This is a genomic window from Streptomyces sp. NPDC001492, from assembly GCF_053597275.1.
In genome coordinates, this window is record NZ_JBSFHW010000004.1 from 168,887 (window position 1) to 195,082 (window position 26,196).

Sequence of the window (26,196 nt, forward strand, 5' to 3'; positions counted from 1 at the left end):
CTTGACCAAAAGGGCCTGATGTTGTGGTGTGGGTCACAGCGGGGCTAGGGTGAAAGCGCTTGGAGGACCACGCCCGGACGTACCGATCGGCGGTGCGCGACCGGGCCTGCTCCAGGTGAGGAAGTGATCTCGGTGTCCGTCGCCTGGGACGACATCGGCGGACTCGTCGATGCCCACGAACGATTCCTGGCGGGTGCGCGGGTCGAGGCGGACGTCCGGGGTTCGGTACTCAAATCCTGGAAGCGCTGCCGCTCCGCGGGGCTGGAACCCGGCCATCTGCTGGTCCCCTACGAGCAGGGCCTCACGCTGGACGAACGGTTCCTGCGCGCGGCCGACCCGGTGCTGACGAAACTGAGCGCCTCCCTGGCGGACATGGGCATGTCGATCGCGCTGTGCGACGCACGGGGCCGCATGGTGCGGCGCCTCGACGGCGATCTGCGGCTGCGCGACCGGCTGGACGAGGTGAACTTCGCCCCCGGCTTCGACGCCTCCGAGCCGGTGGTCGGCACCAACGGCGTCGGCACCGCCCTCGCCGAGCGCGGACCGATCTATGTCGTCGGCCGTGAGCACTTCGCCGACTGTCTGCAGCCCTTCGCCTGCGCCGGCGCACCCGTCCGCAATCCGCTGAGCGGCAGCATCGAGGCCGTCCTGGACCTCACCTGTCTGCGCGACGACGGCGACATCACCATGCTGCGGCTGGTCCGGGCGGCCGCCCGGGACATCGAGGGCCGCCTCCTCGAACAGGCCACGGAACGGGAACGCGCACTCCTCGCCGCCTACCGGCGCGCCGCCCTCGACGTGCGCGGAGCGGCACGCCCGCCCGTCCGCCCGGCACCGGGCGACGGCAACGGACACGACACCGACGGTCTCGGCCGGATCGACCTGGCCGTACTGCGCGAGCGGGCCGAGGAACTCATCGCCTCGCCGGGCCGCACCCTCGACGAGGTTCCCCTCTCGGGCGGCCGTATCGCCACGCTGCTGCGGCGTCAGGTCATGGGCGCGGCCGGGGAGACGGGCGTCGCGGTGGAGGTGCGCATCCTGGGCGGGCCGCGCCTGAGGGACCTCGGGCTGCCGACGTCGCCACCGGTCGCCGGGCCGGTGCCGGTGGCGACCCCCGGGTCGAACGGGTCCCCGGTGGCCGCGCGCGAGGCGACGGCCCCCATGGGGCCCCGGCCCGCCGTCGTCGTACGAGCCGTCGTACCTCCGGCCCCGCCGCCACAGCCCGCCGAGACCGTCGGCGACATCCTCGACGGCGCCGAGAGCCGGCTGCTGCTCGTCGGGGAGCCCGGCGTCGGCCGGCTGGCCGTACTCGCGCGCAGGCGGCTGGAGTTGCTGCATGACGCGGGCGTGCGGATCGGCACCACCCTCGACGTCACCCGCACCGCGGAGGAACTCGCCGAGGTGACCGTGCCCCGGTTCGCCGACTTCGTCGCCGTCGACCTGCCCGACGCGGTGCTGCGCGGCGAGGAGCCGGTGGCGCTCGGCGGCCGGACGGCGCTGCGCCGGGTCGCCATCCGCGCCGTACGCAAGCAGCCCGCGAATCTGTACGACGTCGGCGACGCCGTCGAGTACGTCCCGTCCACGCCGCAGGCCCGCTGTCTGGAGCTCACGCAGTCCGTCATGGAGCCGGTGCTGGCGGAGGCGGGCGGCTGGATCGCGCAGGATCCCGAGCGGATGGGGCGGGTGCTCGCGGCGGGCGTCCACTCCCTGATCACCGTGCCGCTGCGGGCCCGCGGCACCACGCTCGGCGTGGTCAGCTTCTACCGTTCCGAGCGGCCCGCCCCCTTCGAGGACGACGACCTCTCCCTCGCCCAGGAGCTGGTCCTGCGCGCCGCGACCTGCATCGACAACGCCCGCCGCTACACCCGCGAGCACAACACCGCCCTCGCGCTGCAGCGCAGCCTGCTGCCCAAGGGCCGCCCCGAGCAGAGCGCCGTCGAGGTCGCCTGCCGCTATCTGCCGGCGCAGGCCGAAGTCGGCGGCGACTGGTTCGACGTCATCCCGCTGTCGGGCGCGCGGGTGGCGCTGGTCGTCGGGGACGTCGTCGGCCACGGACTGCACGCCGCCGCCACCATGGGCCGGCTGCGTACCGCCGTGCACAACTTCTGCTCCCTGGACCTGCCGCCCGACGACCTCCTCGCCCACCTCGACGACCTGGTGGGCCGCCTCGACCGGGGCGAGGGCTGGGCGGTGGAGAGCACCCAGGCCGACTCCGGCATCGTCGGAGCGACCTGCCTCTACGCCGTCTACGATCCGGTGTCCCGGCGCTGCACCCTCACCCGCGCCGGGCACCCCCTGCCCGCGGTCGTCGCCCCGGACGGCACGGTCGAGTTCGTCGACCTGCCGCCCGGCCAGCCCCTGGGCCTCGGCGGCATGCCCTTCGAGACCGTCGAGCTGGAACTCCCCGAGGGCAGTCAACTCGTGCTCTACACCGACGGGTTGGTCGAGGACCGGCTGCGTGACATGGACTCCGGCCTGGCCCGGCTGAGTAGTGTCCTGGCCGTTCCCGGCAGGTCACCGGAGGACACCTGCGAGGCGGTCCTCGACGCGCTGCTGCCGGACCGGCCGAGCGACGACGTGGCGCTGCTGGTCGCCCGGACCCACGTCCTCGGCCGGGAACGGGTCGCCGAGTGGGTGCTGCCCAGTGACCCGGCGGTCGTCTCGCGTGCCCGCACGGCGGTCACCGGCCAACTGGCCGCCTGGGGTCTGGAGGAACTCGCCTTCACCACCGAGCTGGTCGCGAGCGAACTCGTCACCAACGCCATCCGTCATGCCACCGGGCCGGTGCAGCTCCGTCTTCTGCGCGACCGGGCGTTGGTCTGCGAGGTGTCCGACGGGAGCAGTACGTCGCCGCGGCTGCGGCGGGCTCTCACCGAGGATGAGGGCGGGCGGGGGTTGTTCCTGGTTGCTCAGCTCACCGAGCGGTGGGGGACTCGGTATACGCCTTACGGCAAGGTGATCTGGACGGAGCAGGCACTGCCGTGAGGTGTGCTCCGCTGGGTGCGCGGTCATGAGTCCGCGGGCCCGGTGGGGGCTGGTCGCGCCCACGCGGCGGAGCCGCAAATCGATACAGCCCCGCGCCCCTGTCGGGGCGCTGATCACCAGCCCGTCAGCAGCAGGTGGTTCACGAGTAGCGCCAGGACGCCCTGTGCCGCCAGCCAGCCGCGTGGGCCCGTCAGGAAGGCGCAGCTCGGCAGGAGCCACATCGCGAAGGGGAGCCAGATGCGTTCCGTCTCCGCCTTGCTCATGCCGGAGGCGTCGGCGATCAGGAGGGCGAGGAGGGTGGCGGTCACCAGGACGGCGAGGCGGAAGGCGGGGGCCTGGGTGCGGTGGGTGAGGGTGGTGGCCGTGCGGCGCAGGCCCGCGGCGCCGGCCGGGCCGACGAGGAAGACCGTGCAGGCCAGGTTGGCCCACACCCAGTAGCCGTAGGGGCGGACGCCGCCCGCGCCCTGGTAGTAGCGGGTGACCAGCAGGCCGTACGCCTCCCACCAGTTGAAGCCCAGCGCCGTGAACACGGCCGGGACCACGGCCAGTCCGGTGAGGAGGAAGGGGAGGGGGCGGGGCATGGGGGTCCCCCCGCTCGAGCGGAGCCGAGAGTGGGGGAGGGTGCCGAGGAGGAGGACCGTGGCGGCGATCAGGGCGAAGAGGGTGAGGCCGTAGGAGAGGTAGGCGGTCAGACCGAAGAGGAGGCCCGAGGCGAGGCCCGTCCGGCGCGGGTGGTGGCCCGTCACCGCCAGGGCCAGCAGCGCGGTCGCCCAGGCGGCCACCGCCGTGAAGTAGCCGTCCGCGGAGGTTCCCACCCACACCGCCGCCGGGGCCAGGGCGAGGAAGGGGGCCGCGCGCCGGGCGAGGTGGTCGTCGGTCAGTGCCCGTACGGCGATCAGGACCGCGGCCGCCGCGGTCGTACCGACCGTGATGACGAAGGCGCCCGCCCAGCCGCCGCCGCGCAGCCCGAGGTGGTCGAGGAGGACGAAGGTGACGGTGGCTCCCGGGGGATGGCCGGCCACGTGCGCGGGCCAGCTGCCGGGGAGGCCGCCGATGATGTGGTGGGTGAAGTCCCGCAGGGTGGCGGGGATGTCGTGGAAGCGGTCGATGACCTGGAGGTATTCGTAGCGGGTCGTCAGCTGTTGGGCGATGCCGCGGTACCAGCCGTCGATCAGGGCGAGGGACCACGTCCACGCCAGTGCCGTCCCCCAGGTCGCGAGCAGCAGGGGGCGCCAGGGCAGGCGGGTGGCGAGCGTGGGGCCGTACGCCACCACGGCCGCCGCGACGGCGATCGCCGCCGGGGTGCCGGGGCCGATGTGCGGGTCCCAGGTCGCAAGGAGCGGGGGCCGGCCGACGCGGAGTGAGCCGTTGCGATGCTCGATTCCGGTGCCGACGACCGCGGCCGTCACGACGAGCAGTGCGGCGGCCGCGGCGGCGTAGAGGTCTCGGCGGAGGTCGCGGTTCACGGCGCACACGCTAGGCCGCGGGACCTCGACCGGACGGCTGACATGCACGGACGTCAGAGTTTCGTCATGGTTCGCGGACCCGTTTCGGGGGTGCGCCGGACCTACGGTCGGGGCATGAGACGGACTCCCTTCTCGCCCTCCTTCTGGCGCAGCCCCTTGCGCGGCCCGTGGTTCACCTCGGTGCTCGGCATCGTCCTGCTCGGCGGCATCACCGTGCTGTTCGTGACGGGACTGCTGTCGTACGCCGCCTACAACCCGGACCTGGCGGGGGTGAACGACAAGACCCCGGACAAGGGGATCCTCGGCTTCTATCTCTTCTCCTGGCCGACCGATCCGCACTGGCTGTACCGGCTCACCCAGGGCGTGCACGTCACCCTCGGGATCACCCTGATCCCCGTGCTGCTGGCCAAGCTGTGGTCGGTGGTGCCGAAGCTGTTCACGCTGCCGCCCGCGCGCTCCGTCGCGCACGCGCTGGAGCGGATCTCATTGCTGCTGCTGGTCGGCGGCGGCCTCTTCGAGTTCGTCACCGGCGTGCTGAACGTCCAGCTCGACTACGTCTTCCCGGGCTCCTTCTACCCGCTGCACTTCTACGGGGCGTGGGTGTTCTTCGCCGCGTTCGTCGCCCACGCGGTGCTGAAGACTCCGGCGGCCCTGCGCAACCTGCGGGGTATGCGACAGCCGCCTCAAGTGGCTGAGGAAGAACGCGAGTTGGTGTCTCCGGACCCCGATCCGCCGACCGTCTCCCGGCGCGGCGCCCTCGGGCTGGTCGGCGGCGGCTCGCTGCTGCTGTTCGGCACGACGGTCGGGCAGGACTTCGACGGGCTGCGGTGGTCCGCCGTTCTCGCCCCGCACGGGGGCGCCGAACCCGGCAGCGGGCCGGGCGGCTTCCAGATCAACAAGACCGCCGCGTACGCCGGCATCAGCGCGGCGGAGCGGAGCGAGGACGCGTGGCGGCTGACCGTCGGCGGGCGCACCGGCACCGTCCGGCTCAGCCGCGCCGATCTGCTTCGACTCCCGCTGCACAGCTCGGCGTTGCCCATCGCCTGCGTCGAGGGCTGGTCGACCTCCGACCAGTGGTGGCGGGGTGTGCGGCTGCGGGACCTGGCGGCCCTCGTCGGGTACGACGGCGATCCGCCGGACGTCTTCGTGGAGTCGCTGCAACGGCACGGCGCGTTCCGGCGGGCCGCCCTGCGTGCCAACCAGGTCGCCGACCCGCGTTCCCTGCTCGCCCTGTTCGTCAACGGCGAGGAGCTCACCCCCGACCACGGCCATCCGGCACGGGTCATCGTGCCCGCGGCGCCCGGTGTGCTCAACACCAAGTGGGTGGCGCGGATGACGTTCGGAGACCTGTGATGAGGCGCCCCCGGTTCGCGCTGCCGCTCGGCAGCCCGCTCCAGATCCTGCTGCTGGCCTGCTCGTTCGCGCTCGCCGCCTATGCGGGGGTGCAACTGCTCGCGGGGGACTGGTTCGGGGTCGCCCTGTGGTTCGTGGGCGCGGCGCTGCTGCACGACCTGGTGCTGCTGCCGCTGTACGCGGCGGCGGACCGCGCCCTCGTGAAGGCGGCGGGCCCGCGGCGCAGGTGGGTGGGGTACGTCCGGGTGCCGGCCGCGCTGTCGCTGCTGCTTCTGCTGGTCTGGTTCCCGCTGATCGGCGGGCAGGTGACGGCACGCTACGCGTCCGCCACCGGCCTGTCCGCGGACCGCTTCCTGTCCCGCTGGCTGCTGCTGACGGCCGTGCTCTTCGGCGGTTCGGCGGTGCTGTTCCTGCTGCGGCTGCGCAGGGCGACGAAACAGCGGCCGCCGGCCGTCCACTGATCGACGGCGCGCCAGCGGGTCGCGTGCCGCAGCAGGGCGGCTGTGCCGAGCCGGGCCCACGGGAAGGGGGGCCCGGCGGCGCCTCGGGCGTCGGTGACGTGGACGCGGACCCGTTCGTCGACGTCCGGGTCCGGGACCGTCTCCACGATCAACAGACCGCCCGGGGTGAGGAGTTGGGCCATCCTGGCGAGCAGAGCCCGCGGGTCGCCGCCGATGCCGATGTTGCCGTCGATCAGGAGGGCGGTGCCCCAGCGGCCTTCGGCGGGGAGCGGTTCGAAGACGGAGCGGTGCAGGGCGTTGCCCCCGCGGGCGACGGTGTGGGTGACGGCGGCTTCGCTGACGTCGATGCCCAGTGCCGGGAGAGGCCGTCTGTCGTCTGCTGCGCCGTCGTGGCTGGTCGCGCCCCGCGGCACAGCCGCTGATCGATGCGGCCCCGCGCCCCTCAGGGACGGTGCCGAGCCGTAGCGGGCTTCGTTCTGCCTGTTCAGGGCCTCGATCAGGCGGCCGGGACCGCAGCCCACGTCCAGTACCGGGCCCTCGCAGCGGCGTAGCACCTCCAGGTCGGCCGCGTCGGCCTCCGCGCACCAGCGCTCCACCTCCAGCTGGAGGAGCCAGCCGTCGGTGCGGCGCAGGAACAGGGGGCCCCGGCCGGTGCGCAGGGCGTGTGTGTAGGGGTCTGAGGACCAGGTGCCGTGGTCCGGCGGAGCTCCCGCCTGTCGTCCGATCCGTGCCGCCAGTTCCGTCGTGCCGCTCATCGGCCGGCCTCCGTGAGCCGCTCCAGCGCGGTGGCGAACCGGCCGCCCGGTGCCGCCTCGGCGACCAGTTCGGCGTCGTAGGCCGTGTCGACGTCCCGGAGGCGCGGCAGGTCCCGTACGCGCAGTCCTGCCAGCCGGGCGCGCTGGGCGGCGCCCGTGTCGGGGGTCGACATCGGGACGCCGAGGAGGAGCGCCGGGTCCGGGTCGGCCAGGCCCAGGGCCCAGAAGCCGCCGTCCTCCGCGGGGCCGAAGTACGCGTCGCCGTCGGTGAAGTCGACGGTCAGCAGCTCCGGTGTCACCTGCGGGGTGTCCATGCCGATGAGCAGGGCCGGGCCGTCGCAGTGCGCGAAGGCGGCGGCCAGGCGTTCGTCGAGGCCGCCCGGGCACTGCCGTACGACCTCGAAACCGGGCGGGAGCCAGGGGCCCGGCTCGCCCTCCAGGACCAGGACCCGGCGGTGGGCGGGGGTCCGGGCGACCGTGTCCAGGGTGTCCGCGAGGGACGCCTCCGCCAGCTCGGCGGCCTCCTCGGGTGTGAACGGCGGTGTCAGGCGGGTCTTGACCCGCCCGGGCCGCGGCTCCTTGGCGATGACCAGCAGGGTGGTGGTCACGGGCGGGCTCCTTCCCGGACCGGCGGTTCGGCCAGGACCCGGCTCATGTCCCGCACCGCCTGCCAGGTGCCACGCCAGGTGCCGGTCACCTTGGAGACACCCGCACGCGGGCGGTAGGGGACGTCGTACTCGGCGATCCGCCAGCCCGCGTCGGCGGCACGGACGACCATCTGCAAGGGGTAGCCGCTGCGGCGGTCCGTGAGGGCCAGGGACAGCAGCGGCTCGCGGCGGACGGCCCGCAGCGGGCCCAGGTCGCGCAGGCGCAGGCCGGTGCGGCGGCGGAGGAGACGGGCGAGGGCGAGGTTGCCCGCGCGGGCGTGCAACGGCCAGGCGCCGCGGGTCCGCGGCCGGCGCCGGCCCAGCACCAGGTCGGCCTCCCCGGCCCGGATCCGCTCCACGAACGGCACCAGGTCGGCCGGGTCCAGCGAGGCGTCGCAGTCGCAGAAGCAGACGATGTCCGCCGTGGCCGCCGTCAGGCCCGCGTGGCAGGCGGCGCCGAAGCCGCGCCGCGCCTCGGGCACCACACGCGCGCCGAGCGCGCGGGCGAGGTCCGCCGAGCCGTCGGTGGAGCCGTTGTCCACGACGAGCGCGCGCCAGCCGGGCGGGATGCGCTCCAGCACCCACGGCAGCGCCTCGGCCTCGTCGAGGCAGGGGAGTACGACGTCCACGGACGTCGCGCCCGGTTCTCGTACGTCGGATACGTCTTTGTCGGAAGGGGGCGTCACGGCACTCACCCTACGAACGGGAATCGGGCAAATCGGGCTTCGGCTCCTTACGAAACAAGGACGTCAGGGGGCGGATGGCGGCTTACGCGCGCGTGCGGTGCGAGGCTGGCTCCATGGAGCAGCAGCAGTACGGACAGGGCGGCGCCCGGGTACTCGTCGTCGACGACGATCCCACCGTCGCCGAGATCGTCACCGGCTATCTCGACCGCGCCGGATATGTCGTGGACCGGGCCGGCGACGGGCCCGACGCGCTCGCCCGCGCCGCCGCCCACTGGCCCGACCTCGTCGTCCTCGACCTGATGCTGCCCGGCATGGACGGCCTGGAGGTGTGCCGGCGGATGCGGGGGCACGGACCGGTGCCGGTCATCATGCTCACCGCGCGCGGCGACGAGGACGACCGCATCCTCGGCCTGGAGGTCGGCGCCGACGACTACGTCACCAAGCCGTTCAGCCCCCGCGAGCTGGTCCTGCGCGTCGAGTCCGTGCTGCGCCGCACCCGCCCCTCCCAGCCGTCGGGGCTGCTGCGGGCGGCCGGGCTGTCCGTCGACCCGGCGTCCCGCCGTGCCCTCAAGCACGGGTCCGAACTGGCCCTCACCATCCGGGAGTTCGATCTCCTGGCCTTCTTCCTGCGGCACCCCGGCCGGGTCTACAGCCGCGAGGACCTGATGCGGGAGGTGTGGGGCTGGGACTTCGGCGACCTGTCGACCGTCACCGTCCATGTGCGGCGGCTGCGCGGCAAGGTCGAGGACGACCCGGGCAGGCCCCGGCTGATCCAGACCGTGTGGGGCGTCGGCTACCGCTTCGACGGCTCCGAAGACGTCACCGAAGGCGTCTCCCGAGCGGAGGCGTGAGCATGCACGCCAACCTCCTCATCGCCCTGTTCGCCTTCCTCGGCGCCGCCGCGGCCGGACTGCTCGGCGCCTGTGTGCTGCTGCTGATCCGGCGCCGCTCACTCGCCCTGCACCTCGGTGTGGTCGCCGCCGTCGCCGTCACCGCGATGCTCGCGGGCACCCTCGCGGTCGCGCAGGCGATGTTCCTGTCCGGGCACGACCTGAAGGTCGTCACGACCGTTGTCGCGATGGCCGCCGTGGTCTCCCTGGCCACCGCCCTGCTGCTGGGCCGCTGGGTCGCCGCCCGCAGCCGTGCCCTCACCCTGGCCGCCCGTTCCTTCGGCGACGGCGGCGACTTCACCTCGCCCGTCGGTCCCGCCACCGCCGAACTCGCCGCCCTCAGCCGCGAGTTGGAGGCCACCAGCGCCAAACTCGCGGAGTCCCGGGAACGTGAACGAGCCCTGGAGTCCTCCCGGCGCGAACTGGTCGCCTGGATCTCCCACGACCTGCGCACCCCCCTCGCCGGGCTGCGCGCCATGTCGGAGGCGCTGGAGGACGGCGTCGCCGCCGACCCCGACCGTTACCTCAAGCAGATCCGCACCGAGGTCGAGCGCCTCAACGACATGGTCGGCGACCTCTTCGAACTCTCCCGCATCCACGCGGGCACGCTGGCGCTCAGCCCCAGCCGGATGTCCCTCTACGACCTCGTCGGCGACGCGCTCGCGGGCGCCGACCCCCTGGCCCGCGAGCACGGTGTGCGGCTGGTCGGCGGCCGGGTCGAGCCGCTGCCGGTGGAGGTGGACGGCAGGGAGATGAGCCGGGTGCTGGGCAATCTGCTGGTCAACGCCATTCGGCGGACTCCGGCCGACGGCACGGTGGCGATCGCCGCGGAGCGCTCGCCGGACGGCGTGGTCGTGTCCGTGACGGACGCCTGCGGCGGCATCCCGGAGGAGGACCTGCCCCGTGTCTTCGACACCGGATGGCGGGGCACGCATGCCCGGACCCCCCCTGCCGGGGCGGGCCTGGGCCTCGCCATCGTGCGCGGCATCGTGGAGGCGCACCAGGGCCGGGCGACCGTCCGCAACATCCCGGGCGGCTGCCGCTTCGAGGTGACCCTGCCGCTCGCGGAGGCCTGAAGGGTCACCTCTCGGGCCGGCACTCGATGTCGGTCGCGGAGATCTCCCGGCAGGTGAGACCGCTCCCGGGGCCGATGGCATGCGAGAGGAGCGGCGCCACGAGCTTCTCGCAGGTCCCGTTCGCGGCGTCCTCGGAGTCCTCGTTCGCGTGCTTGCAGGCCCTGTCGATGACGGTGGCGCTGTCGACCTTCTTGCCGGGCGGCGGCGTGTCCGCGAAGGCCGCCGGGGCGAGGAGGAACACGCCGACCACCGGTGCGCCGAGCAGCGCGGCGACGCGGGTGCGGGTGGGCTGGAGAGTACGCCGGAGCATTCTGCGGTCCTTTCAACTGATTTGTGACGGACAGCGCCATGATCGACGACAACGGCGTCGTCCCGGCGTGGACACGCTCAGTGCGTCCGCGTGAACTCCCGCATCCCCGGCAGCTGCCGTGTGCGGTGGTGCTGCCCGCTGCCGCTTCGTGAATGCGGGCAGCACCACCGGTCCGTCGGGGGCCTATGCCTCGCGCATTCCGGCCCGCGCGAACTCCCGCATGCCCTCCTCGAAGCCCACCTCGGCCTTCCAGCCCAGCTCGGCCCGCAGCCGCGCCGAGTCCGCGGTGATGTGCCGTACGTCGCCGAGCCGGTACTCCCCGGTGACGACCGGCTCCGGGCCGCCGTACGCCGCGGCCAGCGCACGAGCCATCTCGCCGACGGTGTGCACCTCGCCGCTGCCGGTGTTGTACGCGGTCAGCGCCCCCTCGCCCGAACCCGCTTCCAGCGCCGCCACGTTGGCCGCAGCCACGTCCCGCACCTGCACGAAGTCCCGCCGCTGACGGCCGTCCTCGAAGACCCTGGGGGACTCACCGCGGGCCAGCGCCGAGCGGAAGAAGGAGGCGACGCCCGCGTACGGGGTGTCGCGGGGCATCCCCGGCCCGTACACGTTGTGGTAGCGCAGCGACACCGCCGAGCCGCCCGTGGCACGTGCCCACGACGCCGCCAGGTGTTCCTGGGTGAGCTTGGTCGTCGCGTACACATTGCGCGGGTCGACCGGGGCGTCCTCGCCGACCAGTCCGGGGGACAGCGCCGCACCGCACACCGGGCACGGCGGTTCGAAGCGGCCGGCGTCCAGGTCGGCCACCGTGCGCGGGCCCGGCCGTACCACCCCGTGCCGCGCGCAGGCGTAGCGCCCCTCGCCGTACACCACCATCGACCCGGCCAGCACAAGCCGCCGTACGCCCGCCTCGGCCATGGCGGAGAGCAGAACGGCGGTGCCGAGGTCGTTGTGGGAGACATAGTCGGCCGCGTCCGCGAAGCCGGTGCCCAGGCCGACCATCGCCGCCTGGTGGCACACGGCGTCGACCCCGGTGAGGGCGTGGCGGACGGCTGTGGGGTTGCGTACGTCCGAGGCGGGATCGGCCCGGACGTCGTACACGACGGGTTCGTGCCCGTGCGCCTCCAGTGCCCGCACGACCTGGGACCCGATGAACCCGGCACCGCCGGTGACCAGTACTCGCATACGGCCACGCTAGGGCCGCGACCTGGCGGGACACGTGGGCCGCGCCCGGGACGTCACGGGTCCGTAAGACCTCCGGGAGCCCCCGGCCGGGCCCGCACCGGCAGCGCGACCGTGAACACCGTCGACCCCGGCCGACTGCGCAGCTCGATCGTGCCGCCGTGGGCGCGGACCAGGCCACTGGCGACCGACAGGCCGAGCCCGCTGCCGCCCCGGTCGCGGCTGCGGGCCTTGTCGACGCGGTAGAAGCGGTCGAAGACCCGTTCCTGGTCGGCGGCCGGAATCCCGGGGCCGGCGTCCTCGACCCGTACGACGGCGCTGTCCCCGGCCACCTCGACCGCCATCGACACCGGCGTACCGGCAGGCGTGTGCACGGCCGCGTTGGTGAGCAGGTTGTCGAGGACCTGGCGGATGCGGTGCGGGTCCAGACGGAGTTTCAGCGAGGGCGGGCCGGACGTCACCTTCAGGGGGCGCTGCGGACGGGTCGCCCGGAAGGCGGCGGCCGCCTCGTCCACCAGCTCCACCAGGTCCGTGTCCTGCATCCGCAGCGGCGCTTCCACCTCCGCCGCGTCCAGGCGGGCGAGCAGCAGCAGATCGTCCAGCAGGACGCCCATCCGGGCCGCCTCGGCGCGCAGCCGGGCCAGGTGTTTGTCGCGCTCCTCGGGGGCGTTGGCGGCGGCGTACTGGAAGAGGTCCGCGTAGCCCCGTACGGACATCAGCGGTGTGCGCAGCTCGTGCGAGGCGTCCGCGACGAAACGGCGCAGCCGCTGCTCGGCCTCCGCGCGCACCGCCAGCGAGTCGTCGATGTGCTCCAGCATGGTGTTGAAGGCGGTGCGCAGCTCCTCGACCTCCGGGCCGCCGCCCCGCTTGTCGGCGCGCAGCGGCAGCCGGGCCGCCGACTCCGTCAGGTCGTGCGAGGTGATGCCGTGGGCGGTGTGCGCCATGTCGCTGAGCGGGGTCAGACCCCGGCGCAGCAGGCGCCGGCCGAACACCACCAGCGCCAGCAGGGCAAGCCCGAAGGCGATGACCTGGACCGTGATCAGCCGCCGTACCGTGTCGTCGATGTCGGCCATCGGCGCGCCGCTGATCAGGACCACACCGGGCTTGACCTCGCAGGCGCGCAGCCGGTAGGCGCCATCACCCGTGAGGTTCGCGGTGCGCACCACTTCGCTGTCCGAGGCGGACTGAGCCCTGGCCAGGGAGGTGAGGGGGGCGATGTCCCGGGGCAGGTCGCCGGGCTCCTCCGGCTTGCGGAGCACCGCCTTGCCGCCCGAGACGTCGTACACGGCGTAGTACCACCCCCAGTACTTCTTGCCCTGGAGAGTGCCGGTCTCCGCGACGTTCTTGGACTGGGCGACCTGGGCGAGCCCCAGTTGGTCGTCGAGCTGGTGCGACAGATAGTCCCGCATATAGGTCGTCAGGGCCGTGCCGACGACGGCGAACACCACCAGTGCCAGCACTCCGAGCCCGAGCGCCAGCCGGGTGCCGAGCCGCAGCCTCCGGTACGAGGGCAGCCGGCGGATCACCCGGCCGCCTGCCGGATCACATACCCGAAGCCCCGCACCGTCTGGATCAGCGGCTCGCCCGTGTCGTCCAGCTTGCGGCGCAGCCGGCTGACGACCAGCTCGACGACGTTCGAGCGGCCCCCGAAGCCGTACTCCCACACATGGTCGAGGATCTGCGCCTTGGTCATCACGGTCGGCGACTTGCGCATCAGGAAGCGCAGCACCTCGTACTCGGTCGGAGTGAGCGTGAGCAGCTTGTCACCGCGCCGCACCTCGCGGGTGTCCTCGTCCATCGTCAGGTCCGCGACCCTGAGGACGGACCGCTGGAAGCCGGGCCCGGCGCTGCGCCGCAGCACCGTCCGCAGCCGGGCCATCAGCTCCTCCACCGCGAACGGCTTGACCAGGTAGTCGTCGCCGCCCCGGGTCAGGCCGGCCACCCGGTCGGCGACGCCGTCCCGCGCGGTCAGGAACACCACGGGCACCATCGTGCCCGAACCGCGCAGCCGGTCCAGGACACCGAAGCCGTCCACGTCGGGCAGCATCAGGTCGAGCACCACGATGTCCGGGTGGAACTCGCCGGCCAGCCTGAGCGCCTCCTCACCGGAGTTCGCGGTGACCGCGTCCCAGCCCTCGTAACGGGCCACGGTCGCGACGAGATCGGCGATGGGCGGGTCGTCGTCCACGACCAGGAGGCGTACTTTTTCCACCCGCTCATAGTGCGGTACGCGCCCGGCCGGGCCATGTGGTCGGGCACACAGCCGGCACATCGATAAGTACTTGTAAGTTGTACGACAGGTTATCGACAGCTCCCGCCAGCCAAGCTCGGTCACCCAGGACCCGATCGAGGAGCTGCCGACCCGTGACGACCGTCCAATCACCCCCTGCGCCCCCCACGGCGATACGCCCCAGGGTGGTGGCCCGCACGGGCCTGTACGCCGTGCTCGCCGCGAACGCGGCCGTGGTCGCCTACTTCTTCGCCCAGGCGGGCTTCGCCTCCAACGCCCTGATCGTCATCGGCCGCCTCACCGGCCTCTACGGCGCCCTCGTCATGGCCTTCCAGCTGGTGCTGGTGGCCCGGCTGCCCTGGCTGGACCGCCGGATCGGCATGGACCGGCTGACCTCCTGGCACCGCTGGACCGGCTTCGCCCTGCTGTGGACGCTGCTCGCGCACGCCGTCTTCATCAGCTTCGGCTACGCCGACGGCGCGGGCGTGGGCCCCATCAGCGAGCTCGTCGACCTCGCCGAGACGACGCAGGGCGTGCTGCGCGCCCTCGTCGCGCTCGGCATCATCCTCGTGGTCGGCGCCGTCTCGGCCCGCTACGCCCGCCGCCGCCTCGCCTACGAGACCTGGCACTTCATCCACCTCTACACGTATGTCGCCGTGGTACTCGCGTTCACGCACCAGGTCGCGGTCGGTACGACGTTCACCGCGTCGTCCGCCGCGAAGACGTACTGGTACGGCGTGTGGGGCGTCTCCCTCGGCGCGGTGGTCCTCGGCCGCCTGGTCCTGCCGTTGTGGCGGAACCTGCGGCATCAGCTGCGGGTCTCCGCGGTCGTCCACGAGTCCGACAACGTCGTCTCGATCTACATGACCGGGCGCGACCTGGACCGGATGCCCGCACAGGCCGGCCAGTTCTTCCTGTGGCGGTTCCTGACCCGTGACCGCTGGTGGCAGGCGAACCCCTTCTCCCTCTCCGCCGCCCCCGACGGCCGCACCCTGCGCCTCACCGCCAAGGCGGCGGGCGACGGCAGCGCCGCCCTGCGGCATGTGAAGGTCGGCACGCGTGTGTTCGCCGAGGGCCCCTACGGCGCCTTCACCACGCTGCACCGCACGAAGCCCGCGTCCCTGCTGATCGCGGGCGGCGTCGGGGTCACCCCCATCCGGGCCATCCTGGAGGACGTCGAGGGCCACGCGGTCGTCATCTACCGCGTGGCCTCGGACCGCGACGCCGTCCTCTACGACGAGCTGCGCGAGCTGGCGGTGGCCAAGGGCGCCGAACTGCACCTGGTCACCGGACCGCCGGTCCCCGACAAGCTGGCGCCGAGCGAGCTGGCGCGGCTGGTGCCGGACATCGGCGACCGGGACGTCTTCCTGTGCGGGCCGCCGCCGATGATGAACGCGGTGCTGCGCAGCCTGGGCGAACTGGGCGTGCCCAAGCAGCAGATCCACTTCGAGCGCTTCAGCCTGGCCGGCTGAGAAGGACGGGAAAGACATCGTGAAGCGAGCCATCCCCGTCGTCGTCCTGAGCATCGCGGGCCTGGTCCCGGTCTGGCGCTACGAGCCGTCGGTCGGCGCTGCGACCTCCACCGCCCAGCCCGCGTCGACGCCGTCGGCATCGTCCTCCGCCGGCTCCTCGTCCGGCACGGTCGTCAAGGGCACGACGATCCGGACGGAGAAGGGCCCGGTGCAGGTCCAGGTGACCTTCGCCGGCGACAAGATCACCGCAGTGAAGATGCTGCAGCAGCCGAACCATCCGCAGACGGCGGCGGCGGTGCCGAAGCTGGTGGCGGAGACGCTGAAGGCGCAGAGCGCGGACATCGACACGGTGTCCGGCGCGACCATCACCAGCGAGGCCTACAAGAAGTCCCTCCAGGCCGCGATCGACGCGAAGGGTGCGAGCGCGAAGACGTCCGCGTCCCCCTCGTCCTCCGCCTCCGCCGCGCAGACCGTTTCGGGTTCGACGGTGGACACCGACAAGGGCCCCGTGCAGGTCCAGGTGACCTTCTCCGGCGAGAAGATCACCGCAGTGAAGATGCTGCAGCAGCCGAATCACCCGCAGACGACCGCGGCGGTGCCCAAGCTGGTCGCGGAGACGCTGAAGGCGCAGAGCGCGGACATCGACACGGTGTCCGGCGCCACCATCACGAGCGACGGCTACAAGGAGTCCCTCCAGGCCGCGATCGACGCGAAGGGCTGATCCGGATGCACCGCGTCGAACACGTCATGGGCTTCCCCGTCTCGCTCCGGGTCGACGACGAGGACGTTCCGGAGTCGGCCGCCGAGGCGGTCTTCGCCTGGCTGCGCGAGGTCGACACCCGGTTCAGCCCCTTCAGGCCCGACAGCGAGGTGTCCCGCCACGGCCGCGGCGAACTCGCCCCCGACGAGCTCAGCGCCGACCTCGTCGAGGTCCTCGGCCTGTGCGAGCACTACCGGATCGCGACGGGCGGAGCCTTCGACGTACGGCTGCCCGGCCGCGGGCTCGACCCCTGTGCGGTGGTCAAGGGCTGGTCGGTGCAGCGGGCGGCGGAGCTGCTGAAGGCGGCCGGCGCGCAGAGGTTCGTCCTGAACGCCGGCGGTGACGTGGTCGCCGCCGGCGGTCCCTGGCGGGTCGGCGTACGCCACCCCGAACACGCCGACAAACTGTGCACCGTCCTCGAGCTCACCGACGGGGCCGTCGCCACCTCCGCGCGCTACGAACGCGGCGACCACATCATCGACGGCCGTACGGGCCTCCCGGCGACCGGGCTGCTCAGCCTGACGGTCGTGGCGGCCACCCTGACGGAGGCGGACTCGGTCGCGACGGCGGCGTTCGCTCTGGGCGTGCAAGGCATCGAGTGGGCCGCCTCGCTGCCGGGCTGCGAGGTGTTCGCCGTGGACGCCGGGGGGCAGGTGCTGCGGACGGAGGGGTTTCCGGCCGTACGGGAGTCTCCCGCGGCTGCCTGACCTCCGGCTCCCGCCCTGATTAACCTGCCGCGGTGACCGTCGAGTTGACGCCGCTGTCGTCCGTCTCCCACCGGCGGCGCGAGATCACCTCGCCCCGGCTGCGGGGTCTGCACGCGCTGCCCGCGGGGGAGTTGCGGGCCGGGTGCGGTGCCGGGCGGCTGGTCGACGGGCTGTGGCCGGACGAGCCGGCCACGGCGTCTCCGCCGCACCGCAGTCCGTTCGGGCCGCGATCGGCGTCACCGGTCAGTTCTCCGCTGTCGACAACCTGATCACCGGCGAGGAGAACATGACGCTCATGGTCGACGCGGTCGTCGGGTTCATGCCGCAGAGCGTGCGGGATGCCGGATCCAGGGCGCCTTCACGGCGGTTTGAGCGGGCCGGACGGAGGGAAACGGGCATGGGCCATCGAGCCCGTGCCGACGGCCACCGTCGGCGGCATCAACCGCCAGGTGCCGTAGCCGAGGACCCGGGCCGGCAGGCCCCTCATTGAGCGGATTCACAGCCCGGGCACAGTCGGGTGAGGACGGACGCCGAGGCGGGACCGGATCCGGCCAAACTCCTGAAGGAAGCCCGAAACACAACAGGTCTAGACTCTGCCTGCAACGGCCCAGATCGAAGGGTGTACGGCGTCTTGATACGCATAGATTCAGTCACCAAGCGCTACCCCGACGGTACGGTCGCGGTCGACAATCTCTCGCTTGAGATCCCCGACCGCTCGATCACCGTTTTCGTCGGACCGTCGGGCTGCGGCAAGACGACGACCCTGCGCATGATCAACCGGATGATCGAGCCCAGCGAGGGCACGATCACCCTCGACGGCAAGGACATCACGCAGCAGCCGGTCAACACCCTGCGGCGGTCCATGGGCTACGTCATCCAGAACGCCGGTCTCTTCCAGCACCGCACCATCGTCGACAACATCGCCACCGTGCCCCGGCTGCTCGGCTGGAGCAAGGACAAGGCGCGGGCGCGGGCCCGGGAGCTGATGGAGCGGGTCGGACTGGACGGCGCGCTCGCCAAGCGGTACCCCTACCAGCTGTCCGGAGGCCAGCAGCAGCGCGTCGGCGTGGCGCGGGCGCTGGCCGCGGATCCGCCGGTGCTGCTGATGGACGAGCCGTTCTCGGCCGTCGACCCCGTGGTGCGCAAGGGCTTGCAGGACGAACTGCTCCGACTGCAGGAGGAGTTGGGCAAGACCATCGTCTTCGTCACCCACGACATCGACGAGGCCGTCAAGATCGGCACGATGGTCGCCGTGATGCGCACCGGCGGTCATCTCGCCCAGTTCGCGCCGCCCGCCGAGCTGCTGTCGAACCCCGCGGACGCGTTCGTCGAGGACTTCCTCGGCGCGGACCGCGGCATCCGGCGGCTGTCGTTCTTCTCCTCCGCCGGACTCGACCTGCTCACCACCCCGATCGTCGCCGTCGACGCCACCGCCGAGCAGATCGCCGAGCACAGCGCGAACGGAGCGCCGTACCTGCTGGTCACCGATGTGGACGGCAAGCCGCTCGGCTGGAGCGAGCCGGGCGCCCTGACCGCGGGGGACGTCGACCCCGCCCGGCTCCTTGCCCACGGGCGCCCCTTCGAACACGGCAAGGACTCGCTGCGCGCCGCGCTCGACTGCGCCGTGCTCTCGCCCACCGGGTGGGCCGTGGCGGTGGGCGCCGACGGCCGGGTCGCAGGCGTCGTCTCGCAGCAGACCATCGGCGAGGCGATCCGCACCGCCCACGCGGAAGGCCGTACGGAGAAGGTCGTCGGATGAGCGGCGGCTTCTTCGACATCCCGAGCGACCTGCAGAACACGTACTGGGGTCTGGTCGGGCTGCATCTGCGCGAGGCACTGATCCCGGTCGTGGCCGGCCTGGTGGTGGCCCTGCCCATCGCCCAGCTCTGCGTCCGGCTGCGCTGGCTGTACCCGCCCGTGCTGTGGGTGACGACGATCCTGTACGCGATTCCCTCGCTCGCCTTCTTCGTCGTCCTCATCGACTACACCGGCCAGACCGAGACGACGGTGATGATCCCGCTGGGCGTCTACAGCCTGGTGGTGTTCGTCCCGGCGATCGTGGACGGCGTCCGTTCCGTGCCGCAGGAGACCCTCGACGCGGCCACGGCGATGGGCCTGGGGCCCGTACGCCGCTACTTCCAGGTCCAGTTGCCGATCGCGGCGCCCGCGATCATCGCGGGCCTGCGGATCGCGACGGTCTCCAGCATCTCCCTCGTCTCCGTCGGCATGCTGATCGGAAACCAGGGCGCGCTCGGCAACCTGCTCCACGACGGCCAGATCTACAACCAGCCCCGACTGATCTGGCTGTCCGTCATCGGTACGGCCGTCCTCGCCGTCCTCGCCGACGCGGTGCTGGTCGTCGTACGCATTCTGGTGACGCCGTGGATGCCGCGCGGCAGTCGCAAGCCACGTCCCGTGGACGAGCCCGAACCTCTCACGGTCGCCCTGGAGGACGCCGCCCGATGAACGTTCTTCACTTCATCAACGCCTTCTTCAGTGACGGCTCCCACTGGCACGGCTATGACGGCATCCCCACCCGGCTGCGCGAGCACGTCCAGTACACGCTGATCGCGCTGGCCATCGCGGCCGCCATCGGCCTGCCGATCGGCCTGCTCACCGGCCACACCGGTCGTGGAGGCAACGCCCTCGCCCTGGTCGCCACCGCGGGGCGCGCCCTGCCCAGCTTCGGCCTGCTGGTGCTGATGTTCGTGCTGCTGGGACTCGGCCTGACCCCGGTGATGATCCCGCTGGTCGTCCTCGCCGTCCCCCCGATCCTCGTCACCACCTACGAGGCGATGCGCTCCGTCGACCCGTCCCCGGTCGACGCCGCCCGGGGCATGGGCATGTCGGAGTCACGCATCCTGTTCCAGGTCGAACTCCCGGTCGCGCTCCCGTTGATCCTCAGCGGGCTGCGCTCGGCGGCCATCCAGATCGTTTCCACGGCGACGATCGCCGCGTACGTGTCGCTCGGCGGCCTCGGCCGGTACATCGTGGACGGTCTGTACCAGCTCAACTACCAGAAGGTGGTGGGCGGCGCGACCCTGGTGGCCGCCCTGGCGCTGCTGACGCTCGGGTTCTTCGGCCTGGTGGCGCGGCTGACCGTGTCACCGGGAGTGCGGCGCGGCAACTGACGTGCGGGGCCCGGGAACCGGCGTTCCCGGGCTTGCCCGTCAGCCCTCCGTGCGCGCCAGCGCCAGCTCCAGTACGACGAGCAGCGCGTCGCGCACCGAGCCCCGCTCGCGGGCGTCGAACACGACGACCGGCACACCGTCGGAGACATCCAGCGCCCAGCGGACCTCGTCCAGCCCGTGCTCGACCTTCCCGTCGAAGGCGTTGACGGCGACCGCGAACGGGATCCGGCGGTGCTCGAAGTAGTCGACGGCGGCGTAGCAGTCGTCGAGGCGGCGGGTGTCCACGATGACCAGGCCGCCGACCGCGCCCTCCACGATGTCGTCCCACATGAACCCGAACCGCTCCTGGCCGGGCGTGCCGAACAGATACAGCTTCAGCGTCGGGTCGATGGTGATGCACCCGAAGTCCATCGCCACCGTGGTCGTGGTCTTCGCCGGGGTGTGGCTGAGGTCGTCCACGCCCGCCGCGACCTCCGTGATGGCCGCCTCGGTGGTCAGCGGCTCGATCTCGGAGATCGCACCCACGGCGGTGGTCTTGCCCACGCCGAAACCGCCCGCGATCACCATCTTGACCGGCAGCGGCGGTCGTACGGCGGCCCCCTGGTCGGCCGGGGCGAGGGTGGCCGGTTCAGTCGGTGTCACGCAGTACCCCTCGGGAGTTCGGGATGGCGCGCAGGCCATCGATCACCCTGCGCAGGACGGATGCGTCGTGGGTGACGTCGACGTCGGGCACGTACACCGTCAGATGCCCGGCCGCGCGCAGGTCCTCGGCGAGGACCCGCACGACGTTGAGGTGCAGCCGCAGCCGGGCCGCCAGTTCCGCCACGGACTGCGGCAGCCGGCAGGCGGCGACGATGTCGTGCTGCTCGAAGGAGAGCCCGTCCAGGACGGCGAGGCCCTCGGCGGTGGCCACCACCTGGGTCTCGACCGGCATCGGCCTGCTGGACGCCGTCGGCGCCACCCGGCCGGCGGTGACCAGGAACGGCCGTACGGCGGGGGCCGGACCGACCGGGTCCTGGCCCGGAGGTGGGGAGCCGTCCGCCATGGGTGAAGTCTTCCTGCTCGGCCGGGCCCTTGGAGCCCGGGCCCGGGTGGCGACGGGTCAGCGTGCCGACGCGGAGCCGACGCTGTTCTTGAGCTGGAGCACGAGCTGCGGGTTGAGGGCGCTGCCGGCCCGGTTGGCGAACAGGGTCATCTCGTAGGCGATGTTGCCCAGCTTGGCCTCCTTGTCGGTGACGACGCCGAGCACGGCACCGCTGCCGATCGCGGAGACCAGGACATGGCCGCCCTCCAGGTCGATGATGACCTTGTTGAGGGCGCCCAGGCCGTAGTTGCCGGACGCGCCGGCGGCCAGGCTGGTGATGCCGGAGACGATCGCGGCCAGCCGCTCCGAGTCAGCGGGTTCGCGCAGCTCGGAGACGGCGATGAGCAGCCCGTCGGACGAGACCGCGATGGCGTCGACGACGCCCGCGGTCTCCGTCGCGAAACGGTTGAGCAGCCAGGTGAAGTCGGCTGCGGCGGCCTGCAGTTCGGCGGGCGTGGCGCCAGTCGGCGTACTCACTGCTCGGCTCCTTCCGGGAGGTGCTTCTGGTCGTGCGGGTGGGTGGTCGCGGGCCGGCTGCCGGCGGCGCTGTCGCGGTGCGCGCGCTCCACGGCCGCCTCGAACTCGTCGAGCGCGTCCCGCACGGCGTCGGCGTCGGCGAGCCGAGGGGCCTGCCGTGCCGCCTGCTGGGCGGCGGCGTCGACGGTCGTACGGAGAGTGGCGCCGCGGACACGGCGACGCAGGGGCCGCGAGGAGCCGTCGCCCGGGGGCGTCCGGCCGGTCCCGCCGGGGGCGGACGGCGCTGTCGCGCCCGGAGTGACCTGGGAAGACGATACCTCCGGGCCAATGCCCCAAGAACCGCCGGGTGTTACGTCATCGGACCGCGAGTGACTCACGTCGCCGAACGCCTCGACACGGGCCCGGGGAACCTGCCCGGAGCCGGACGGGGAGGAAGAACCGGCCCCGACGCCCGCCGCAGTGCCCGACACGGGCGCGCTCGCCCCCACATCCGGGGTCGTGCCCGCGACCGACACGGCACGCGTGGCGTCCGGGGTGGCCCCCGCGGAGGGTGCGGCTGGTGCGGTGCCCGAGGGTGCCGTGCCCGAGGGTGCGGTACGTGTGGCGTCCAGTGCCGCTCCCGCGGTGGGTGCGGTGGGTGCCGTGCCCGTGCCCGGCGCGGGTGCGCTCGGTGCTGCATCCGTGGTGGGGCCCATGGCGGGTGCGCTCCATGCGGCGTCAGGTGTGGTCCCCGCGGCGGGTGCGGCTGGTGCCGTGCCCGAGGGTGCGCTCCATGCGGCGTCCAGTGCCGCTCCCGTGGCGGCTGCGATCGGTGCCGCGTCCGCGGTCCCGCCCGGCGCGACTGCGGGCGCCTCGTCTGCCGTGTTCGGCGCGGGAGCGGGCGGTGTGACGTCCGCTGCCGTGTTCAGGGCGGGCGTGGCCGGTGCCGGGTTCGAGGCCGGGTCTGGTGCAGGTGCGGTGGATGCCTCGCCCGAGGCCGTGGCGGTCGAGTACGGAGTCTCGGCAGGGTCCGTCTCCCGGCGGGGCACCCGGCGCGGGAGCGGCCCGCCGGGGCGCGTGGCGTCGGCCGGCGTTCCGGCGGTTTCGGCGGCAGCGGACCGGCGCGGGCCGGACATGGCACCGGACAGCGGCCGTTCAGCGGCCGTCCGCCCCGCCGACCCGGTCGTGACGCCGCCCCGTGCCTCTGCCGACCCCGACGTAACCTCGCCCAGAGCCTGCGCCGACCCTGCCGTCACGTGTCCTCGGCCCCCCGCGGAGCTGCCGGACGCGGCCTCCACCGGGCTCATCGTCAGCAGCAGCGACGACGGGACCGTCACCTCCGCCGTCAGGCCGCCGCCCGGGGTGCGGGACAGCAGGACGCTGACATCCCAGCGGCGCGCCAGGGTGCCGACCACGAACAGGCCGAGCACCTTCGTCGGCACCACGTCGAGGCGCTCGCGGCGGATCAGCCGGGCGTTCTCCTCGGCGAGCCGCTCGGCGCTCATGCCGAGGCCGTGGTCGGAGATGACGATGGAGGCACCGCCCGAGAGGGCTGCCTCCTCGCCGGAGGTGTCCCGCACGTACACCTCGACCGGGCTGCCCGCGGGCGAGAACGACACGGCGTTCTCCAGGAGTTCGGCCACCATCAGCGTCAGGTCGCCGATGATGTCGGGCTCCACCATGACCTCGGTGCGCGCGTGCAGCCGTACCTGCTGGAAGCCCTCGATCTGCCCGAGCGCGGCGCGTACGACGTTGGTGAGGGCGGTGGGACCGGAGTCGAGGACGGTCTCGCGGATGCCGGCCAGCAGCATCAGGCTGTCCGCGTTGCGGCGCAGACGGACGGCGATGTGGTCGATGGAGTAGAGACGTTCCAGGAGGGCCGGATCGGTCTCGCCCCGCTCCACCGCGTCGATCAGGGCGAGCTGACGGGTCGTCAGGTTGCTGACGCGGCGCCCGACGTTGCCGAACATCTCGGCGACGTTGCGCCGGCTGAGCACCTGTCGTTCCAGCAGCGCGATCGCGGTCGTCTGCACCCGGTTGATCACCTCGGCCAGCTCACCGATCTCGTCGTCCGCGGTCACCGGCATCTCGCGCAGCTTCGGCGGGCTGTCGTCCTCGGCGTCGTCGTCGGCCACCCGGGCCAGTTCCCTGCCCGCCACCTCGGCGACCTCCCGCGCGGCGCCGGTGAGGGCCTGCACCGGCCGGACCACCGAGCGACGCACCAGCACCGAGAAGGCGAGCCACAGGACGAAGCCGAGCAGGGCCCCGGCCAGTAGCAGCCCCGCGCGCCACCAGGCCTTGGTGGAGGCGTGGTCCGCGCCGTCGGCGATCTGGTCGATGAGGGACGAGGTGATCTTCAGCCGGGCGGCGGCCTGCTCCGGGTAGGCGGGATAGTCGCTCAGGGCGTCCTGGAACGCGGCCTTGATCTCCGCCGGCGTGGTGGCCTGCAGGGTGCTGGGCGCGACCTGAAGCTCGGCGTACGCCTGGGCGATGTCCCGCTGGGTGGCGGTGTGCTCGATGGCGCCGAGCTCGTCGGCCTGCTGCTCGGTGGCGAACCGGGAGAACCGTTCGGCCTGGTTGGTGTAGAGCTGGTACGCGCCGACCGCGGTCGTGAACTCGATCTGCGCGTTCGTGTCACCGGTCGTCGCGGAGAACACGCCGGTCTCGAAGGAGCCGTGCGCGGCGTCGGCGCGCAGCAGCGAGTCGAGGAGGTTGCCGGTGAAGGTGGCCGCGAGCTCCGCGTTGCGGTCGAGGCCCAGACCGTCGATCACGGTCCTGGCGGCATTGTCGTAGGCGGGGTCGATGTTGCTCGCGGGCAGATAGCTCTGCTCGACCGTGCCGCGCAGGCTGGTGAGGCCCTCGACCTCCTTGAGCGCCTGCGCCTCGCTGTCCGGCAGCCCGTCGCCGAAGGCCCGGCGCACCTCGGCGATCTGCCTGTCGACCGCGTCCTGCGCCTTGCGGTAGGCGGTGAGCGTGGTCTGGGCGCCGCGGCCGCCGGCCTCGTAGCGCACGGACAGCAGGATCGCCAGCTGGTGCTCGCTCTCCAGGTCGTTGACCAGCGACGCCACCTGCTCGCTGTTGCGCACGAGGTCCGCCGCGGACGCCGCGTCCCGCGCCTGGCCCACCTGGCCGGAAATCAGATAGGAGAGCAGGGCGGCCACGACCGCCAGGGGGATACCGACCAGGAGGTTGAGCTTGCGCCGGAACGACCATCGGTCGGCGAAGCCCCGTATGCCGGCCACCGGGCCTCCTTCATCTTCATGCGGGGTCTCAACGCGCGCGACCGTGCGGACTGACCGATTCTGATCGCCAACTGCGTGGAGACTATCGTCTCATTGAACGATCAAGCACGTTGCTCTTAGTCAAGAATCCATTACAAAGAGCCCCCGGCTCCATACCTGTCTGTTTACACAGAATTCACAACTGATCACGCATCGACGCCAATTGGTGACCCGGCTGCTCTTGACTGAGTAAGAACAGGCTGGATTGGATCAGTTCCAGAGCTTGCTTCTCATCAATCCCCAAGGTCCGGAACGGGAATCGTGACTTCCAACGCCCCACGCAGCAGGTCCATCAGGAGCTACCCCGCGGCGGCCGTCGCGCTTGCCGCGACCACGGCCCTGCTGGCGGGATGTGGCTCCTCAGACGGCAACAAGTCCTCCGATCCGCTCCAGGACGGGGGGTCGGACGGCAAGACCGTCGTCGTCGGCTCGAACAACTTCCCCGAGAGCATCCTGCTCGCCGACATCTACGGCGAGGCCCTCAAGGCCAAGGGTGTCAAGGTCACCTACAAGCCGAACATCGGCAGCCGCGAGACGACGTACGGGCTGCTGAAGAACGGCTCCGTCACCGTGCTGCCGGAGTACAACGGCGCGCTGCTGGCCTACCTCGACCCCAAGGCCGCGCCGAAGACGATCGAGGCGACCACCGCCGCGATCGAGGCCAAGCTGGACTCCAAGCTGACGCTCCTCGACCCCGCCGCCGCGCAGGACAAGGACTCGGTCACGGTCAACAAGGCCACCGCCGACAAGTACAAGCTGACCTCCGAGTCCAGCATCGCGGACCTCAAGGGCATCGCGAAGGGCCTGACCATCGGCGCCTCGCCGGAGTTCCAGACCCGGCAGCAGGGCCTGGTCGGTCTGAAGTCCGTGTACGGCCTGGAGTTCGAGGGCTTCAAGGCGCTCGACGCGGGCGGCCCGCTGACCCTGGCGGCGCTGAAGAAGAACACCGTGCAGGTCGCGGACATCTTCACCACGGACCCGAACATCACCAAGGAGAAGTTCGTGGTCCTCCAGGACCCGAAGAACCTCTTCGGCTTCGAGAACGTGCAGCCGCTCGTCTACAAGAGCGGTCTGTCCTCGAAGGGCGTCGCCGCGCTCAACGCGGTCTCGGTCAAGCTGGACACCAAGTCCCTGCTCGAACTGGACACCCAGGTCCAGCTGGAGAACAAGGACCCGCTGGATGTCGCCAAGGCCTGGCTGAAGTCGGCCGGCCTGGGCTGACCCCGGACGGATCCGACGCGGGCGTCCCCACCCCGGGGGCGCC

Annotated in this window: 24 protein-coding genes and 1 pseudogene; 12 read left to right on the forward strand and 13 right to left on the reverse strand. The window is 72.3% G+C overall.

Features of this window, described 5'->3' with window-relative positions:
* Positions 1-123: 123 nt before the first annotated feature.
* Positions 124-2,985, forward strand: a complete 2,862-nt coding sequence (locus tag ACWC1K_RS06765) for a SpoIIE family protein phosphatase (protein ID WP_450829174.1) — start codon at positions 124-126, stop codon at positions 2,983-2,985.
* Between the two features lie 113 nt (positions 2,986-3,098).
* On the opposite strand, the gene ACWC1K_RS06770 is transcribed toward ACWC1K_RS06765, so the two are convergent.
* Entirely contained in the window at positions 3,099-4,451 is a 1,353-nt protein-coding gene (locus tag ACWC1K_RS06770) for a hypothetical protein (RefSeq protein ID WP_450829175.1), read from the reverse strand.
* A 114-nt stretch (positions 4,452-4,565) separates the two neighbouring features.
* Here ACWC1K_RS06770 and ACWC1K_RS06775 point away from each other — a divergent pair, with 114 nt between their 5' ends.
* Positions 4,566-5,804, forward strand: a complete 1,239-nt coding sequence (locus tag ACWC1K_RS06775) for a molybdopterin-dependent oxidoreductase (protein ID WP_450829176.1) — start codon at positions 4,566-4,568, stop codon at positions 5,802-5,804.
* Positions 5,805-6,120: 316 nt separating this feature from the next.
* Here ACWC1K_RS06775 and ACWC1K_RS06780 read toward each other — a convergent pair whose 3' ends face one another.
* The 3 genes from ACWC1K_RS06780 to ACWC1K_RS06790 are packed head-to-tail and all read right to left on the reverse strand — an operon-like array spanning position 6,121 to position 8,353.
* On the reverse strand, positions 6,121-7,020 hold the full coding sequence (locus ACWC1K_RS06780) for a methyltransferase domain-containing protein (RefSeq protein ID WP_450829177.1): 900 nt from the start codon (positions 7,018-7,020) through the stop codon (positions 6,121-6,123).
* Positions 7,017-7,628, reverse strand: a complete 612-nt coding sequence (locus ACWC1K_RS06785; protein ID WP_450829178.1) for a TIGR04282 family arsenosugar biosynthesis glycosyltransferase — start codon at positions 7,626-7,628, stop codon at positions 7,017-7,019. The genes ACWC1K_RS06780 and ACWC1K_RS06785 overlap by 4 nt, the downstream gene beginning before the upstream one ends.
* Positions 7,625-8,353, reverse strand: coding sequence for a glycosyltransferase family 2 protein (locus ACWC1K_RS06790; protein WP_450829179.1), 729 nt, complete (start codon positions 8,351-8,353; stop codon positions 7,625-7,627). Before ACWC1K_RS06790 ends, ACWC1K_RS06785 begins: the two co-directional genes overlap by 4 nt.
* 113 nt (positions 8,354-8,466) lie before the next feature.
* On the opposite strand from ACWC1K_RS06790, the gene ACWC1K_RS06795 reads away from it, so the two are divergent.
* Complete coding sequence (locus ACWC1K_RS06795) at positions 8,467-9,204, forward strand: response regulator transcription factor (RefSeq protein ID WP_450829180.1); 738 nt, start codon at positions 8,467-8,469, stop codon at positions 9,202-9,204.
* 2 nt (positions 9,205-9,206) lie between these two features.
* Positions 9,207-10,319 (forward strand): sensor histidine kinase, encoded by a 1,113-nt coding sequence (locus ACWC1K_RS06800; protein ID WP_450829181.1) that lies wholly within the window; start codon positions 9,207-9,209, stop codon positions 10,317-10,319.
* 4 nt (positions 10,320-10,323) lie between these two features.
* Here the strand turns inward: ACWC1K_RS06800 and ACWC1K_RS06805 are convergent, their stop codons facing one another.
* The 4 genes from ACWC1K_RS06805 to ACWC1K_RS06820 all read right to left on the reverse strand — a co-directional run bounded on the left by ACWC1K_RS06805 (position 10,324) and on the right by ACWC1K_RS06820 (position 14,023).
* The gene (locus ACWC1K_RS06805; protein WP_450829182.1) at positions 10,324-10,629 is read right to left on the reverse strand and encodes a hypothetical protein; all 306 of its coding nucleotides are present in this window, start codon (positions 10,627-10,629) and stop codon (positions 10,324-10,326) included.
* Positions 10,630-10,812: 183 nt separating this feature from the next.
* Entirely contained in the window at positions 10,813-11,814 is a 1,002-nt protein-coding gene (locus ACWC1K_RS06810; RefSeq protein WP_450829183.1) for an NAD-dependent epimerase/dehydratase family protein, read from the reverse strand.
* Positions 11,815-11,867: 53 nt separating this feature from the next.
* Positions 11,868-13,337 carry a sensor histidine kinase gene (locus ACWC1K_RS06815; RefSeq protein WP_450829184.1) on the reverse strand — a complete coding sequence of 490 codons (1,470 nt, stop codon included), beginning with the start codon at positions 13,335-13,337 and terminating at the stop codon, positions 11,868-11,870.
* Positions 13,334-14,023: a response regulator transcription factor gene (locus ACWC1K_RS06820; protein ID WP_365832802.1), complete on the reverse strand. Its 690-nt coding sequence runs from the start codon at positions 14,021-14,023 to the stop codon at positions 13,334-13,336. Before ACWC1K_RS06820 ends, ACWC1K_RS06815 begins: the two co-directional genes overlap by 4 nt.
* A gap of 152 nt (positions 14,024-14,175) precedes the next feature.
* On the opposite strand from ACWC1K_RS06820, the gene ACWC1K_RS06825 reads away from it, so the two are divergent.
* The 4 genes and pseudogenes from ACWC1K_RS06825 to ACWC1K_RS06840 form a co-directional block, all read left to right on the forward strand.
* Entirely contained in the window at positions 14,176-15,513 is a 1,338-nt protein-coding gene (locus ACWC1K_RS06825; RefSeq protein ID WP_450829185.1) for a ferredoxin reductase family protein, read from the forward strand.
* Between the two features lie 19 nt (positions 15,514-15,532).
* Positions 15,533-16,234, forward strand: a complete 702-nt coding sequence (locus tag ACWC1K_RS06830) for an FMN-binding protein (protein ID WP_450829186.1) — start codon at positions 15,533-15,535, stop codon at positions 16,232-16,234.
* 5 nt (positions 16,235-16,239) lie between these two features.
* Positions 16,240-16,980: an FAD:protein FMN transferase gene (locus ACWC1K_RS06835; RefSeq protein WP_450829187.1), complete on the forward strand. Its 741-nt coding sequence runs from the start codon at positions 16,240-16,242 to the stop codon at positions 16,978-16,980.
* 184 nt (positions 16,981-17,164) lie between these two features.
* Positions 17,165-17,284: pseudogene (locus tag ACWC1K_RS06840) on the forward strand (ABC transporter); the annotation flags it as partial.
* Between the two features lie 54 nt (positions 17,285-17,338).
* Here ACWC1K_RS06840 and ACWC1K_RS06845 read toward each other — a convergent pair.
* A complete protein-coding gene (locus ACWC1K_RS06845; RefSeq protein WP_450829348.1) occupies positions 17,339-17,467 on the reverse strand; it encodes a hypothetical protein in 129 nt (42 codons plus the stop codon).
* 144 nt (positions 17,468-17,611) lie between these two features.
* On the opposite strand from ACWC1K_RS06845, the gene ACWC1K_RS06850 reads away from it, so the two are divergent.
* Genes ACWC1K_RS06850 through ACWC1K_RS06860 form a run of 3 tightly spaced genes read left to right on the forward strand, consistent with a single transcriptional unit; the run spans position 17,612 to position 20,111 of the window.
* Positions 17,612-18,739, forward strand: a complete 1,128-nt coding sequence (locus ACWC1K_RS06850) for an ABC transporter ATP-binding protein (protein WP_450829188.1) — start codon at positions 17,612-17,614, stop codon at positions 18,737-18,739.
* On the forward strand, positions 18,736-19,446 hold the full coding sequence (locus tag ACWC1K_RS06855) for an ABC transporter permease (protein WP_450829189.1): 711 nt from the start codon (positions 18,736-18,738) through the stop codon (positions 19,444-19,446). The genes ACWC1K_RS06850 and ACWC1K_RS06855 overlap by 4 nt, the downstream gene beginning before the upstream one ends.
* Positions 19,443-20,111 (forward strand): ABC transporter permease, encoded by a 669-nt coding sequence (locus tag ACWC1K_RS06860; RefSeq protein ID WP_450829190.1) that lies wholly within the window; start codon positions 19,443-19,445, stop codon positions 20,109-20,111. Before ACWC1K_RS06855 ends, ACWC1K_RS06860 begins: the two co-directional genes overlap by 4 nt.
* A 39-nt stretch (positions 20,112-20,150) precedes the next feature.
* Here the strand turns inward: ACWC1K_RS06860 and ACWC1K_RS06865 are convergent, their stop codons facing one another.
* The 4 genes from ACWC1K_RS06865 to ACWC1K_RS06880 are packed head-to-tail and all read right to left on the reverse strand — an operon-like array spanning position 20,151 to position 24,893.
* Positions 20,151-20,753 carry a GTP-binding protein gene (locus ACWC1K_RS06865; RefSeq protein WP_450829191.1) on the reverse strand — a complete coding sequence of 201 codons (603 nt, stop codon included), beginning with the start codon at positions 20,751-20,753 and terminating at the stop codon, positions 20,151-20,153.
* Positions 20,740-21,156, reverse strand: a complete 417-nt coding sequence (locus ACWC1K_RS06870; RefSeq protein WP_450829192.1) for a DUF742 domain-containing protein — start codon at positions 21,154-21,156, stop codon at positions 20,740-20,742. Before ACWC1K_RS06870 ends, ACWC1K_RS06865 begins: the two co-directional genes overlap by 14 nt.
* Positions 21,157-21,213: 57 nt before the next feature.
* Positions 21,214-21,672 carry a roadblock/LC7 domain-containing protein gene (locus ACWC1K_RS06875; protein ID WP_351467573.1) on the reverse strand — a complete coding sequence of 153 codons (459 nt, stop codon included), beginning with the start codon at positions 21,670-21,672 and terminating at the stop codon, positions 21,214-21,216.
* Entirely contained in the window at positions 21,669-24,893 is a 3,225-nt protein-coding gene (locus ACWC1K_RS06880; RefSeq protein ID WP_450829193.1) for an ATP-binding protein, read from the reverse strand. The genes ACWC1K_RS06875 and ACWC1K_RS06880 overlap by 4 nt, the downstream gene beginning before the upstream one ends.
* 300 nt (positions 24,894-25,193) lie before the next feature.
* Between ACWC1K_RS06880 and ACWC1K_RS06885 the strand changes: the two genes are divergently transcribed.
* Complete coding sequence (locus tag ACWC1K_RS06885; protein ID WP_450829194.1) at positions 25,194-26,153, forward strand: ABC transporter substrate-binding protein; 960 nt, start codon at positions 25,194-25,196, stop codon at positions 26,151-26,153.
* Positions 26,154-26,196: the final 43 nt, after the last annotated feature.

What these genes read in the sequence shown, in the direction of transcription:
- ACWC1K_RS06860 (WP_450829190.1), top strand. Translation starts at nt 19,443, where the DNA reads ATGAACGTTCTTCACTTCATCAACGCCTTCTTCAGTGACGGCTCCCAC.
- ACWC1K_RS06775 (WP_450829176.1), top strand. Translation starts at nt 4,566, where the DNA reads ATGAGACGGACTCCCTTCTCGCCCTCCTTCTGGCGCAGCCCCTTGCGC.
- ACWC1K_RS06780 (WP_450829177.1), bottom strand. Translation starts at nt 7,020, where the DNA reads ATGAGCGGCACGACGGAACTGGCGGCACGGATCGGACGACAGGCGGGA.
- ACWC1K_RS06835 (WP_450829187.1), top strand. Translation starts at nt 16,240, where the DNA reads ATGCACCGCGTCGAACACGTCATGGGCTTCCCCGTCTCGCTCCGGGTC.
- ACWC1K_RS06800 (WP_450829181.1), top strand. Translation starts at nt 9,207, where the DNA reads ATGCACGCCAACCTCCTCATCGCCCTGTTCGCCTTCCTCGGCGCCGCC.
- ACWC1K_RS06845 (WP_450829348.1), bottom strand. Translation starts at nt 17,467, where the DNA reads ATGAGGGGCCTGCCGGCCCGGGTCCTCGGCTACGGCACCTGGCGGTTG.
- ACWC1K_RS06805 (WP_450829182.1), bottom strand. Translation starts at nt 10,629, where the DNA reads ATGCTCCGGCGTACTCTCCAGCCCACCCGCACCCGCGTCGCCGCGCTG.
- ACWC1K_RS06855 (WP_450829189.1), top strand. Translation starts at nt 18,736, where the DNA reads ATGAGCGGCGGCTTCTTCGACATCCCGAGCGACCTGCAGAACACGTAC.
- ACWC1K_RS06870 (WP_450829192.1), bottom strand. Translation starts at nt 21,156, where the DNA reads ATGGCGGACGGCTCCCCACCTCCGGGCCAGGACCCGGTCGGTCCGGCC.
- ACWC1K_RS06795 (WP_450829180.1), top strand. Translation starts at nt 8,467, where the DNA reads ATGGAGCAGCAGCAGTACGGACAGGGCGGCGCCCGGGTACTCGTCGTC.
- ACWC1K_RS06810 (WP_450829183.1), bottom strand. Translation starts at nt 11,814, where the DNA reads ATGCGAGTACTGGTCACCGGCGGTGCCGGGTTCATCGGGTCCCAGGTC.